Raw genomic sequence first — 13,146 nt, forward strand, 5'->3', positions numbered from 1 at the left:
AAAAAATGCTAAAAAAGCCAATACGGCGGTACAAACATAATTCAAACGGGTTTATGATTGGCCGGAGTTTTTCAGACAGGCATAGGCGCTATGCCTGTCTGAAACAGTTTATGTGGAGCAAATTTCATGATTACATTGGCCGTAGACGCCATGGGCGGCGATTCGGGGTTGGGCGTTACCGTACCCGGCGCCGTAGCCTTTTTAAAACAGCAGGGGGATGTGCGCCTGATTATGGTGGGCGACGAGGCCGGTTTGGCTGCCGCTTTGAAAGCGGCCGGCGCACCTATGGAACGCATAGAAATCAAGCATGCCTCCCAAGTGGTGGATATGGACGAACAGCCCCAGCTGGCCTTGAAAAATAAAAAAGATTCCTCCATGCGCGTCGCCGTCAATCAAGTGAAAGAGGGCGGGGCGCAGGCCGCTGTTTCCGCCGGCAATACCGGTGCGCTGATGGCGACCGCGCGTTTTGTGCTGAAAACCATACCGGGCATAGAGCGGCCGGCGATTGCCAAATTTCTGCCGTCCAAAGGTTCGCACAGTACGCTGATGCTGGATTTGGGCGCGAATGTGGATTGTACGGCGGAAAACTTGGTTCAGTTCGCCGTGGTCGGCAGCGAATTGGTGCAGGCGATGAATCCCGAAGGCGGGCAGCCGCGGGTGGGGCTTTTGAACGTGGGTTCGGAAGATATCAAAGGTACGGCAACGGTTAAGCAGGCATTCAGGCTGCTGAAGGCGGCGGATTTGAATTTCATCGGCAATGTGGAAGGCAATGAGATTTTCAACGGCGAAGTGGATGTTGTGGTGGCGGACGGCTTTGTCGGCAATATTATGCTGAAAACCATTGAAGGTATGGTGAAATTTATGGGTAGCGCCATCAAACAGGAATTCCAGGCCAATATCTTCACCAAAATGGGCGCATTGGCTGCACTGCCCGCGCTCAAAGGTTTTAAAAACCGATTTGACCCGCGCAAATTCAACGGTGCGATTTTCTTGGGCTTGCGCGGCGTAGTGGTGAAAAGCCACGGGGGAACCGATGCGCTGGGTTTCAAATATGCTTTGGAAGAGGCGTATTACGAAGCGAAAGCCGACAGCCTGCTGCGCATAGAGCAGGGCGTGGCCTCCCGTCTGGCGGTGCTTGCCGAAAAGAAACTGGAAGCCGAAAATGCCGCTATGGCCAATAATATCGAATAAACTCCGAAAGAGCATAGCGGACTTATAATTGAATAAAATAAAAAGAGGGAAGGCGGCGGGCCGCAGGCGGTACAGATAGTACGGCAAGGCGGGCCGACGCCGTATATTGCGGATTTTTATCGTCTATAAAATATAGTCATTTAACACAGAACGATACGGCCTTGCTGCGCCTTGCCGTACTATCCGTACTGTCTGCGGCTTTTCGCCTTGTTTCGTTCCGTGTTAGTCGACTATAAAATTGGAAAACCGTTAGGCCGTGCCTGGCCCGAAGAGAACACGTATAAGCCGCCCAAGCGGCAACAAAATCTGTTCCGCCTCAGCCGCATGGCGTCTTGCTATTTTTTTTCCATGAACTTCCCTTGCGGTATTTTAATAATTTAATCGATTGTTTTTGATGGGATTTAAAGCCGAATCCGGTTGATTTAGATTGAGCGGTTGTGACAGATTTAATACAATAGAAGCATTATTCCCATCCCTTTACATCATAAAAAGGCCACGCCATGCGATATGCAAAAATTCTTGGTACGGGATCGTATCTGCCTGCCAAACGTGTCAGTAATGATGATTTGGCTAAGTTTGTCGATACATCGGACGAATGGATTACCAGCCGTACCGGCATCAAATACCGCCATATTGCCGCCGAAGAAGAGAAAACCAGCGATTTGGCCGTGGCCGCCGCACGTGCGGCTTTGCGTGATGCGGGACTGGATGCCGGAGAAATCGATTTGATTGTGGTGGCTACTTCCACGCCGGATATGCAGTTTCCTTCCACGGCCACCATAGTACAGCAAAAGCTCGGCATCGCAGGCTGTCCGGCATTCGACGTGCAGGCGGTGTGCGCCGGATTCATGTATGCGCTGACAACGGCGCACGCCTACATCAAAAGCGGCATGGCCGCTAAGGCGTTGGTTATCGGTGCGGAAACCTTCAGCCGGATTATGGATTGGAACGACCGCACCACCTGCGTACTGTTCGGCGACGGCGCCGGTGCGGTGGTATTGGCCGCTTCGGATGAAGAAGGCATTATCCACAGCAAGCTGCAAGCCGACGGCAATTATTTGGATCTGCTCAAAACGCCGGGTCAAATTGCCAACGGCCGGATTCAGGGTACGCCGTTTTTGATGATGGACGGCCCCGGCGTTTATAAATTCGCCGTGAAGAATTTGGCCAAAGTGGCGGAGGACGTATTGGAAGAAGCCGGCATGAGGGCCGACCAAGTGGATTGGTTGGTGCCCCACCAAGCCAACAGGCGTATTATCGAGAGCACGGTCAAGCATTTGGGCTTGGGTATGGAGAAAGTGATTTTAACCGTACAGGACCACGGCAACACTTCCGCAGCTTCCGTACCCTTGGCTTTGGACACGGGCGTGAAGGAGGGGAAAATCAAACGCGGCCAGGTTTTGCTGTTGGAAGGCATCGGCGGCGGGTTTGCTTGGGGCGCGGTATTGCTGCGCTATTGATGATGCAGGTACAGAACCCTTGCGCGCAATGTTAAGAAACTGAAAGGAATGTCATGTCTTTTGCATTTTTTTTCCCGGGCCAAGGCTCGCAGAGCCTGAATATGATGGGCGGTTTCGATGGGCAGGCCGTTGTCAAAGCCACCTTCGACGAAGCTTCGCAGGTGTTGGGGCAAGACTTGTGGGCCATGATGAACGGCAGTGATGCCGACCTCATCGGGCAGACCGTCAATACCCAGCCCTTGATGCTGGTGGCCGGTGTGGCTACATACCGTGCCTATCTCGAAGCCGGCGGCAAGGCGCCGGCAGCCGCCGCGGGGCACAGCTTGGGCGAATATACGGCTTTGGTTGCGGCCGGCGCTTTGGATTTTGCCGATGCGGTCAAATTGGTACGGTTGCGGGCAATGTTGATGCAAAATGCGGTGCCGCAAGGAGTTGGCGCGATGGCCGCGGTTTTAGGTTTGGATGACGGTCAGGTAAAAATGCTGTGTGATGAGGCGGCCCGGGGCGAGGTGGTTGAGGCCGTCAATTTCAATTCGCCCGGCCAAGTGGTTATCGCGGGCCACACGGCGGCTGTGGAGCGGGCGATGAATCTGGCCAAAGAAGCCGGTGCCAAACGTGCCTTGCCGCTGCCGGTATCCGTGCCTTCCCATTGCAGCCTGATGAGGCCTGCCGCCGATAAATTGGCAGAGGCATTGGCAGACCTTACCGTTAGTGCGCCGCAAATCCGCGTGGTTCACAATGCCGACGTGGCTGCCTATGAAGATGCCGGCAAAATCAAAGATGCGCTTGTCCGCCAGCTTTACAGCCCGGTACGCTGGACCGAGACCGTAAATGCTTTGGTGGAAGAGGGCATCAAAGAATCCGCCGAGTGCGGCCCGGGCAAAGTGCTGGCCGGTTTGGCAAAACGCATCAATAAAGAAGCCGTTTGCAGCGCGCTTACCGACGCCGGGCAGGTAGCGGCGTTTGCGCAGGCGCATAGATAAACAAGCCCCGGCAGGCGGGCCGGGCATGGCTTTGTGGAGAATCCGGGAATTTTCGTTGCCCGGCGGAACCGTTTTATTTAAAATAAAAAATCAAAACTTTTCGGGCAATATTCAGTCCAAATGCCTGTCTGAAAACACAGATACCAAAAATGAAACCGATCGTGATTTTGGCCGTGCCTTATATGTATGGTTTGGATAAATGCATAGAAAAAAATCTGAACCACCACGGTTATGATGTTATCAATCTTTGCTACGACGACCGAGACTCCCACTATCCCCACTTTGGCAGCCGTCTGCTGGGCTTGTACCATAAAACCGTCACCAAAAACAGCAACTACAAAAAACGCCTGAAATTCATACGCTACCAAGCCGAAATCAATAAAAAACTGGCGGCGCTCGGCGGCAGGAAGGCCGATTACGCGCTATGCATCCGTGCCAATGTTTATCCCAAAGAAATTATCGCCCAAATCCGCAGGCATTCGGAAGTCTGCGTTAACTATCAATGGGACGGCGTCGACAAATTTCCCGATATTTTCGACTACCTGCCTTATTTCGACCGTTTCTTCGTATTCAGCCCCGAAGATGCCGCCAAGTATGCGCAATACGGTTTTCAGACAGCCTCCAATTTTTATTTCGACTATCCCATAGAAGCCGGCCATAAAGGCAGAAGCGGCCTGTATTTCTTGGGCGGCTACGAAACCAACCGCGAAGCCGAAACCCGCCGCTTTATCAAAGAAGCGCGCCGCCGGAATCTGCCTTTGGATTTTTACGTTTACTGTAAAGACGGCAGAGCGGAAAAAACCTTCGGTACCGAAGGCATCACCTACCTCAACCGCAGCAATGTATTGAGCTTTATGCAGAATCTTGAGAAGGTGCGCGGCTGCAGCGCCGTGGTGGATTTCGTGCAGTACGAAGACTACGGATTGTCGTTCCGCGTATTCGATGCCTTGCGCTACGACAAGAAACTGATTACCACCAACGGCCTGATTAAAAAATACGATTTTTACTGCCCCGAGAATATTTTTGTGTGGGACGGCAAAAACCTGGAGGGTCTTGCCGAGTTCATGGATCTGCCCTACCGGCCCATAGAAGCCGAAATCAAGCAGAAATACAGTTTCAAAGGCTTTTTAGACAAGGTTTTCGAGCAATGAGCGGCAAGCCTGTCGTGTTGCTTGCCATGCCGGCCGACAACGGCATACACAGCGTGATTGCCGATGCGCTGGTTCATCACGGTTTCAATGCGGTGGACATTGCGCAAAATCCGAAAACTTTCCGCTATCCCGGCCTTGCCGCCCGGGCAAGCGTCAAGTTCCGCCAGCTGGTGCTGCGCGATAAAGAAGCCAAAAAAAAGCTGGAAGCTTCCCTGTACGAAGCGGAAATGTTGGAAAAGCTGCGTCGCGCGGGCGGTGCGGATTATGCATTGTTCATCCGCGGCGACATCTATCCGGCCGGCTTTCTCAAAAAAATCCGCAGCCAAGTGCGCGGGCTGATGGTGAATTACCAATGGGACGGCATGAACCGTTTTCCCGCCATTTGGCCGTGCCTGACCGCATTCGACCGCAATTATATCTTTGACCCGTATGATTTAAACCAAGCCGGCCACCGTTTTTATCCCGCTTGCAATTTTTATTTCGACCATCTGCCATGCCTGTCTGAAACGCCGAACGACTTTTATTTCGTCGGCGGCCATGTTCCCGAGCGCGCCTCCTTGGTCGCCGCCTTTGCGCAGCATGCGCGGCAGGCCGGCTGGCGGCTGGATTTCCATATCGCCTGGTATCCGAAAGACTTCCATCGCGCCCGTACGGTGTACCCTTGCGACAACATCAACCTGATGCGGGACAGCTGGGATTTCCAAACCAATCTGGCGCATACGATGCAGGCCAAAGTTTTGGTCGATTTCAGAAACCCGGTGCACAACGGCCTTTCCTTCCGCGCCTTCGAAGCCTTGGGCTACGGCAAAAAGCTCATCACCACCAACCCCAATATCCGGCATTATGATTTCTACCATCCCGACAACATCCTGATTTGGGACGGAAAAACCTTCGACGGCATGGCCCGGTTTCTCGAACGCCCCTATCGCGAACCCGATCCCGAAATCAAACGGAAATACGGTTTCGGCAACTGGATACGCTACATTCTCAACATCCGCCCCCATCAAAAAATCACCCTGCCGCAAGCCTGACATGCCTGTCTGAAGCCCGGGGCACGGCCGCCGAACATGTTCAGACAGGCATGGGCAGGGCAAACCGCAGGCAGCGGAGCGGATTTTTTATTTTAATCGGCTATGCTTCACTATATATAGTCGACTAAAATAAGAACGAGGCAAGGCAGCCAGCCGCAGACAGTACGGATAGTACGGCAAGGTGCAGCAAGGCCGTATCGTTCTTATTTTAAAAGACTATAAATGACTATAATCCCCCGAATCCGCCTACCCCATTGAAAAGGACACTTGAATGAGCACACAAAACCTCAGCGGTAAAACCGCCCTCGTTACCGGCGCATCGCGCGGCATAGGCGCCGCCATTGCCGACACATTGGCCCAAGCCGGCGCCACCGTTATCGGCACCGCCACTTCCGAGAGCGGCGCGGCCGCCATCGGCGGGCGGCTGGCGCAATGGGGCGGCCAAGGCCGCGCTTTGAATGCGGGCGAAGAAGGCAGCATCGAAAACCTGATTGCCGATATCGAAAATGAATTCGGCAAACTCGATATTTTGGTGAACAACGCCGGCATCACCCGCGACAACCTCTTGATGCGCATGAAAGAAGAGGAGTGGGACGACATCATGCAGGTCAACCTCAAATCCGTCTTCCGCGCTTCCAAAGCCGTGTTGCGCGGCATGATGAAACAGCGCGGCGGCCGCATCATCAGCATCACTTCCGTAGTGGGCGCGATGGGCAATGCGGGCCAAACCAACTATGCCGCCGCCAAAGCCGGCCTGATGGGTTTTTCCAAATCCCTGGCGCGCGAAGCAGGCAGCCGGGGCATTACGGTCAACTGCGTCGCCCCGGGTTTCATCGACACCGACATGACCCGCGACCTGCCCGAGGAAACCCGCAAGGCATTCGAGGCGCAAACCTCGCTGGGCAGATTCGGCGAAGCGCAGGACATCGCCGATGCCGTGCTGTTTCTGGCAGGCGATCAGGCCAAATACATCACCGGCCAAACGATCCATGTCAACGGCGGCATGCTGATGCCTTGATGCGGGTTTCGTGCCCTTTTGGCAAAGCCTGTCTGAAAGGTTTCAGACAGGCTTTTCTGTATAATGCCCCCATTTATTCTTCCCGCAGGAAAAAACCATGCAGCAAAACACTGTCCACTATCTCAAAGACTATCAGGCGCCGGATTATCAAATCAGCCGCACCGATCTGACTTTCGATATTTTCGACGAGCATACGCACATCACATCCCGCCTGCGCGTGGAGCCGAAAAACGCAGGCAAACCGTTGGTGCTCGACGGCTCCGCCGAGCTGGTGTCGGTATGCTTGAACGGCGAACCGCTGGAATTTGCCGCGCCGCAAAACGAAAGGCTGGTGTTGGAAAGCCTGCCTGAAACACCGTTTGAGCTGCATATCGAAACCCGCGTTTATCCCAATCAAAACAAAAGCCTGATGGGGCTTTATGCCTCGGGCGGCAATCTTTACACGCAATGCGAGCCGGAGGGTTTCCGCAAAATCACGTTTTATCCCGACCGCCCCGACGTGATGAGCAAATTCAGCACCACCATCCGGGCCGACGCGGCGCGTTTCCCGGTGATGCTGTCCAACGGCAATCAAGTCGGCCGCGGCATGCTGGAAAACGGGCGGCATTGGGTGAAATGGGAAGACCCGTTCAACAAGCCGAGCTATCTGTTTGCACTGGTGGCGGGTGATTTGGCGCTCACGCGCGATACTTTCGTGACCATGAGCGGGCGCGAAGTGGCGCTGGAGTTTTACACCCGGGCCGAGGACGCGGATAAGGTGGGCTTTGCCGTCGAATCGCTGAAACACGCGATGCGGTGGGACGAAACCCGCTTCGGTTTGGAATACGATCTGGATATCTACATGGTCGTGGCGGTGGGCGACTTCAATATGGGCGCGATGGAAAACAAAGGGCTCAATATTTTCAACACCAAATTCGTGCTGGCCGACAGCCGCACCGCCACCGATGCGGATTTCGAAGGCGTGGAGAGCGTGATTGCGCACGAATATTTCCACAACTGGACGGGCAACCGCGTCACCTGCCGCGATTGGTTCCAGCTTTCTTTGAAAGAAGGGCTGACCGTGTTCCGCGATCAGGAATTTTCCGCCGACCGCGCCGGCCGCGAGGTGCGCCGGATTGAAAACGTGGGGCTGCTGCGCCAACACCAGTTTCCCGAGGATGCGGGGCCTATGGCGCATCCGGTGCGGCCAGCTTCTTATGTGGAGATGAACAATTTCTATACCATGACCGTGTATGAAAAAGGCGCGGAAGTGGTGCGCATGTACCACACGCTTTTGGGCGAGCAGGGTTTTCAGACAGGCATGAAGCTGTATTTCGAGCGCCATGACGGCGAGGCGGTAACCTGCGACGATTTCCGCGCGGCGATGGCCGATGCGAACGGAATCGGTTTGGAGCGCTTCGCATTGTGGTACAGCCAGGCGGGTACGCCCGTGCTGGATGCGGATGCCTGTCTGAACAACGGCGTGTTCAGCCTGCGCATCCGGCAAAGCATCCCGCCCACACCCGATATGGCGGAAAAACAGCCCGTGCTGATGCCGGTGAAAATCGGTTTGCTCAACCGGCAGGGCAAAGCCGTGGCGTTCGAATACGGCGGCCAAACGGTGGAAGAGGCCGTGCTGCTGCTGGAAGAGGCCGAGCAAACGTTTGAATTGAAAGGGGTAAACGAAGAAGTTGTGCCTTCGCTGCTGCGCGGATTCTCCGCCCCCGTGCACCTGAATTATCCCTACGGCGATGCCGATCTCACCTTGCTGCTGGCGCACGATAGCGATGCCTTCGCCCGCTGGGAAGCCGGGCAGGCGCTCTACCGCCGCGCCGTTGCGGTAAACGGGGCGGCGCTGCAAAGCGGGCAGGGCCTGCCCGAACATCAGGCGCTGATAGGCGCGGTGAAAGCCGTGTTGCAGGCCGACATCGACCCCGCCTTCAAAGCCGTGCTGCTGCAAATTCCGGCGGAGGCCGAATTGTGGACGGATGCGGACAACATAGACCCCTTGCGCGTCCATCAAGCGCGGGAAGCCCTGCTGGACGCCATTGCCCGCGGATGCGAAGCCGAATGGGAAGCGCAAAACGCGTTGGCCGAATCGCTGGAAGAAAACAGCGGCCTGCAGCAGCCCTACGAATACGAACCCGCCCAAGCCGGACGGCGCATGCTGCGCAACCTCTGCCGCGCTTTCCTACTGCGCGCCAAGCCGCAGCGCATCGCCCGGGTGGCCGAAAATTACGATGCGATGGCCAAAAACATGACCCACGAATGGGGCGTGCTCAACGCGGTGAACCATGTGGAAGACGACGCACGCAACGTTTTGCTGGAGCGCTTTGCCGAAAAATTCGGCGGCGAAGCGCTGGTGATGGACAAATATTTCATGCTCACCGCATCCAGCCGCCGCAGCGATACGCTCGCGCGGGTTAAGGCTGCGCTGCAACACCCCCAATTCAGCCTCGATAATCCGAACAAAGCCCGTTCGCTGCTCGGCGCCTTCAGCCGCAACATGCCGCATTTCCATGCGGCCGACGGCGGCGGCTATGCGTTTTTGGCGGAAAAAGTGAAAGAAATCGATGCGTTCAACCCGCAGGTGGCCGCGCGGCTGGTGCAGGCTTTCAATATCTGCCGCCGTCTTGAGCCGCACCGCCGCTCTTTGATGGAGCGGGAATTGCGCGCGATAGCAGCCAAAGAAGGCTTGTCGAAAGATGTGGCCGAAATCGTGGGTAAGATTTTGGCTTGAATGGTGAAATGCCTGTCTGAAAAATGTTCAGACAGGCATAATCGTTTAAATCCAGCCTTGCAGATGTTTTTTTGCCAAGGCGCTTAAAGCGTCTATCCAAGCGGGGTTGTCGTTGAGGCAGGGGATATAGTGAAACTGCGTGCCGCCTGCGGCATGAAAAGCCTCCCGGCCGGCAATGGCGATTTCTTCCATGGTTTCCAAACAGTCTCCGACGAAGCCGGGGCAAATAATGTCCAGCTTGGTAATGCCTTGTTTGCCGGGCAGTTCCGTCAGCAGGTCTTGGGTGGAAGGCGTAAGCCATTTGGCTTTGCCGAAGCGGCTTTGGAACGACATGACATAATCGTGTTCAGACAGGCCTAATTGTCCGGCCAGCAGGCGTACGGTTTCGCTGCATTCGTGGAAATAAGGATCGCCTTGGTCGCAAGCGGCTTGGGGGATGCCGTGGAAGCTGAACATCAGTTTTTCGCCGCGCCCGTGTTCCGCCCAGTAAGCTTGAATCTGCCGGACGAGGGCGCCGATGTATCCTGCATCGTTGTAAAAACGGCTGACGGTGCGCAGGCTCATCATGTTGCGCTGGCGGTAGAGAACGCCGAGCACTTTGTCCAGCGCGGCGCCGCTGCTGGAGGCGGCGTATTGCGGATAAAGCGGCAGCGCGAGTACTTGCGAAACGCCTTGGGCTTTCAATTCGTCCAATACGCCGGGTACGGAAGGGGAGCCGTAGGACATGGCATGGCGTACGGTAACCTCGGGCAGCCTGGCGGCCAATGCGTCAGCTTGTTTTTGGGTATAAACGGCCAGCGGCGATCCTTCGGGAAACCATATTTTTTGGTAGCCGCGGGCGCTTTTTTTCGGCCGCAAGGGCAGCACTGCGCCGTGCAGCAGCGGCTGCCAAAGGGGCGCAGGCAGCTCCACGACGCGGGGATCGGAGAGAAAATCGCGCAAATAGGGGCGCACGGCTTGCGGCGTGGGCGCTTGCGGCGTGCCGAGATTGATGAGGAGTACGGCGGTTTTGTTTTGCTGGGAAAAGGGGGAGGCGGGTTCGGGACGGAAACGGGGCATGGCGGTTTGGGGTTGTGAAGAAAATAAGCATTATATTACGGCATTTTCCGGCAGGTGCCAAAAGGCATAAGTATGCCTGTCTGAAAACAGGCTTATGAACCGGTTTCAGACAGGCATGCTTGCCGGCGGTTTGAAACTTGCCTTGGAAATAAACCCGGCATTTTGCGGATACGGATTTTAAAAACCGGGAAACTTGCCTTTCATGCCCTTGGCCATGTTCATCAGTTTGGCCATTCCTTTTCCGCTGAACATTTTCATCATTTTTTGCGACTGCTCGAATTGCTTGAGCATTTTGTTGACCTCTTGGACGCTGGTGCCGGCGCCTGCGGCAATGCGGCGCTTGCGGCTGGCTTTGATCAGCGCCGGGTTGGCCCGCTCTTTCGGCGTCATCGAGTTGATGATGGCTTCGACGTGGCCCATGGCTTTTTCGGCGGTACCCTCGGGAATCTGTTTGGAGATCTGCCCCAACTCGCCGGGCATTTTCGACATGATGTTCTCCAAGCCGCCCATCTTGCGCATCTGTTGGATTTGGGCTTTGAAATCATTCAAATCAAAGCTTTTGCCTTTCCGCAGCTTCGCGGCCATTTCGGTGGCGATTTCTTCGTCGATGCCTTTTTGAACGTCTTCCACCAAGGTGAGCACGTCGCCCATGCCCAAAATCCGACCGGCAATCCGGTCGGGATGGAAGGCTTCCAAACCGTCGATTTTTTCTCCTACGCCGATGAATTTAATCGGCTTTCCTGTAACCTGGCGCACAGATAAAGCCGCACCGCCGCGCGAATCGCCGTCCATTTTGGTGAGGATGACGCCGGTGAGCGGCAGGGCTTCGTTGAAAGCCCGGGCAGTGTTGACCGCGTCTTGGCCCAGCATTGCATCTACGACAAAAAGCGTTTCAACCGGTTTTACGGCGGCATGAAGGGCTTTGATTTCGTCCATCATCTCTTCGTCGACAGCAAGACGGCCGGCAGTGTCGACCATCAGTACGTCGTAAAAACGGCGCTTGGCGTAATCCAGTGCGGCGCGTGCGATTTGAACCGGCTGCTGGCTGGCGTCGGAAGGGAAAAAATCTACTTCCACCTGTTCTGCCAACAAGCGCAGCTGCTCGATGGCGGCCGGGCGGTATACGTCGGCGGAGGCCACAAGGATTTTTTTCTTTTTATCCTGCTGCTTGAGCAGGCGCGAAAGTTTGCCTACCGTGGTGGTTTTGCCCGCACCTTGCAAACCGGCCATCAATATGACGGCGGGAGGAGCGCTGGACAGATTAAGCGCGCTGTTTTCCTTGCCCATCAGTTCGACCAGCGCTTGGTTTACGATGCTGATGAAAGCTTGTTCGGCAGTCAGGTTTTCGCTGATTTCCTTGCCTAAGGCCCTGTCTTTGATGCCGGCAACGAAATCCTTCACCACAGGCAGGGCAACATCGGCCTCCAGCATGGCCAAGCGGACTTCACGCAGCGCGGGTTTGATGTTTTCCTCGTCCAAACGCGCTTGGCCGCGGATATTTCGGAATACCGAATAAAAGCGGTTGGTTAAATTGTCTAACATATTGGATCCTTAAAACGGCATTAAGTATGTGCAGGGCAATTGCAACACAGCATGCGGATATTTGGTAAAATTGCGGTATTTTACATCACATGCACCATTCTGAATATGCGTGGCCAAGGAAGTTTGTTATGCCGGATTTGCTGATTCTACCGATGCTGGTTTATGCCGCATTGGCGCTGTTTGCTTGGAAATATTATAAAAACGGCGGCAGCGGCACTTATCCGCTGAATATCGAATTAGGCATTCTTGCGCCGGCGACTTTGGTTCACGGTATTTTGATTGCGCTGCCGGTATTTGCCGACAAGGTGTTGGTTATGGGGTTCGGCTATGCGCTGAGTTTGATAGTTTGGCTTGTGCTGGTCATGTATTTTGCAGGCAGTTTTTTTTATAGTCTGAAAGGATTGCAGCTGCTTTTGTATCCCGTGGCGGCAATTTCGCTGCTCCTGGCAGCGGTTTTCCCGGGTAAACATACCGGCTATTCCGTTTCAAATCTGCCTTTTATGCTGCACATCGGCACATCTTTGGTGGCATACAGCATGTTCGCCATCGTAACTTTGCTGGCAGTGCTGATTTTGTGGCTCAGCAGGGATTTGCATCAACATAAATTTTCCCCTCTGGTCGCTTTCCTGCCCCCGCTTCTAAGCTTGGAAAAACTCATGTTCCAAGGAATGTGGGCGGCATTTGCTTTGCTGACAGTCTCAGTTGTCAGCGGCACCTTCTTTTCGGAGGAGGTGTTCGGCAGGCCCTTTGCCTTTACCCATAAATCCGTTTTCGGAATTTTATCTTGGCTGATTTACGGTGCACTGTTGTTAAAAAGAAGTATGATGGGATGGCGGGGCAGGCGTGCGGCCATTTGGACCATTATCGGATTTGTTAGTCTGATGCTGGCTTATGTGGGCAGCAAATTTGTTTTGGAAGTATTGTTGGAGAGGTAATTAAAAAATTCTCTGATTGAACAGTCATTTGCAAATTCATTTGAGTATTTGGTATTG

General features: G+C 54.6%; 10 protein-coding genes. 8 read left to right on the forward strand and 2 right to left on the reverse strand.

The features are described 5' to 3' along the window. Positions 1 to 126: 126 nt before the first annotated feature. The 7 genes from plsX (at position 127) to pepN (ending at position 9,553) form a co-directional block, all read left to right on the forward strand. The gene (plsX, locus tag Q4C79_RS07620) at positions 127 to 1,191 is read left to right on the forward strand and encodes a phosphate acyltransferase PlsX (RefSeq protein WP_303090422.1); all 1,065 of its coding nucleotides are present in this window, start codon (positions 127 to 129) and stop codon (positions 1,189 to 1,191) included. A 500-nt stretch (positions 1,192 to 1,691) separates the two neighbouring features. Then, entirely contained in the window at positions 1,692 to 2,651 is a 960-nt protein-coding gene (locus Q4C79_RS07625; protein ID WP_303090423.1) for a beta-ketoacyl-ACP synthase III, read from the forward strand. A 53-nt stretch (positions 2,652 to 2,704) separates the two neighbouring features. Beyond that, positions 2,705 to 3,634, forward strand: a complete 930-nt coding sequence (fabD, locus tag Q4C79_RS07630; protein ID WP_303090424.1) for an ACP S-malonyltransferase — start codon at positions 2,705 to 2,707, stop codon at positions 3,632 to 3,634. A gap of 149 nt (positions 3,635 to 3,783) precedes the next feature. Next, positions 3,784 to 4,785, forward strand: coding sequence for a hypothetical protein (locus tag Q4C79_RS07635; protein ID WP_303090425.1), 1,002 nt, complete (start codon positions 3,784 to 3,786; stop codon positions 4,783 to 4,785). After that, positions 4,782 to 5,816, forward strand: a complete 1,035-nt coding sequence (locus Q4C79_RS07640; RefSeq protein ID WP_303090426.1) for a hypothetical protein — start codon at positions 4,782 to 4,784, stop codon at positions 5,814 to 5,816. Before Q4C79_RS07635 ends, Q4C79_RS07640 begins: the two co-directional genes overlap by 4 nt. 271 nt (positions 5,817 to 6,087) lie before the next feature. Further along, entirely contained in the window at positions 6,088 to 6,834 is a 747-nt protein-coding gene (fabG, locus tag Q4C79_RS07645) for a 3-oxoacyl-ACP reductase FabG (protein WP_303090427.1), read from the forward strand. 97 nt (positions 6,835 to 6,931) lie between these two features. After that, positions 6,932 to 9,553: an aminopeptidase N gene (gene pepN / locus Q4C79_RS07650; protein ID WP_303090428.1), complete on the forward strand. Its 2,622-nt coding sequence runs from the start codon at positions 6,932 to 6,934 to the stop codon at positions 9,551 to 9,553. A gap of 45 nt (positions 9,554 to 9,598) precedes the next feature. Here the strand turns inward: pepN and hemH are convergent, their stop codons facing one another. Together hemH and ffh are read right to left on the reverse strand one after the other, a co-directional pair. Further along, positions 9,599 to 10,612, reverse strand: a complete 1,014-nt coding sequence (hemH, locus tag Q4C79_RS07655; RefSeq protein WP_303090429.1) for a ferrochelatase — start codon at positions 10,610 to 10,612, stop codon at positions 9,599 to 9,601. Between the two features lie 177 nt (positions 10,613 to 10,789). Next, the gene (gene ffh, locus Q4C79_RS07660; RefSeq protein WP_303090430.1) at positions 10,790 to 12,154 is read right to left on the reverse strand and encodes a signal recognition particle protein; all 1,365 of its coding nucleotides are present in this window, start codon (positions 12,152 to 12,154) and stop codon (positions 10,790 to 10,792) included. A gap of 128 nt (positions 12,155 to 12,282) precedes the next feature. Here ffh and Q4C79_RS07665 point away from each other — a divergent pair, with 128 nt between their 5' ends. Beyond that, positions 12,283 to 13,089, forward strand: a complete 807-nt coding sequence (locus tag Q4C79_RS07665; protein WP_303090431.1) for an inner membrane protein YpjD — start codon at positions 12,283 to 12,285, stop codon at positions 13,087 to 13,089. Positions 13,090 to 13,146: the final 57 nt, after the last annotated feature.

The organism is Neisseria sp., assembly GCF_030523955.1.
GTDB lineage: Bacteria > Pseudomonadota > Gammaproteobacteria > Burkholderiales > Neisseriaceae > Neisseria.

Bases quoted from the DNA above. Each gene is read 5' to 3' on its own strand.
- plsX (WP_303090422.1), top strand. From the start codon at position 127: ATGATTACATTGGCCGTAGACGCCATGGGCGGCGATTCGGGGTTGGGC.
- Q4C79_RS07625 (WP_303090423.1), top strand. From the start codon at position 1,692: ATGCGATATGCAAAAATTCTTGGTACGGGATCGTATCTGCCTGCCAAA.
- fabD (WP_303090424.1), top strand. From the start codon at position 2,705: ATGTCTTTTGCATTTTTTTTCCCGGGCCAAGGCTCGCAGAGCCTGAAT.
- Q4C79_RS07635 (WP_303090425.1), top strand. From the start codon at position 3,784: ATGAAACCGATCGTGATTTTGGCCGTGCCTTATATGTATGGTTTGGAT.
- Q4C79_RS07640 (WP_303090426.1), top strand. From the start codon at position 4,782: ATGAGCGGCAAGCCTGTCGTGTTGCTTGCCATGCCGGCCGACAACGGC.
- fabG (WP_303090427.1), top strand. From the start codon at position 6,088: ATGAGCACACAAAACCTCAGCGGTAAAACCGCCCTCGTTACCGGCGCA.
- pepN (WP_303090428.1), top strand. From the start codon at position 6,932: ATGCAGCAAAACACTGTCCACTATCTCAAAGACTATCAGGCGCCGGAT.
- hemH (WP_303090429.1), bottom strand. From the start codon at position 10,612: ATGCCCCGTTTCCGTCCCGAACCCGCCTCCCCCTTTTCCCAGCAAAAC.
- ffh (WP_303090430.1), bottom strand. From the start codon at position 12,154: ATGTTAGACAATTTAACCAACCGCTTTTATTCGGTATTCCGAAATATC.
- Q4C79_RS07665 (WP_303090431.1), top strand. From the start codon at position 12,283: ATGCCGGATTTGCTGATTCTACCGATGCTGGTTTATGCCGCATTGGCG.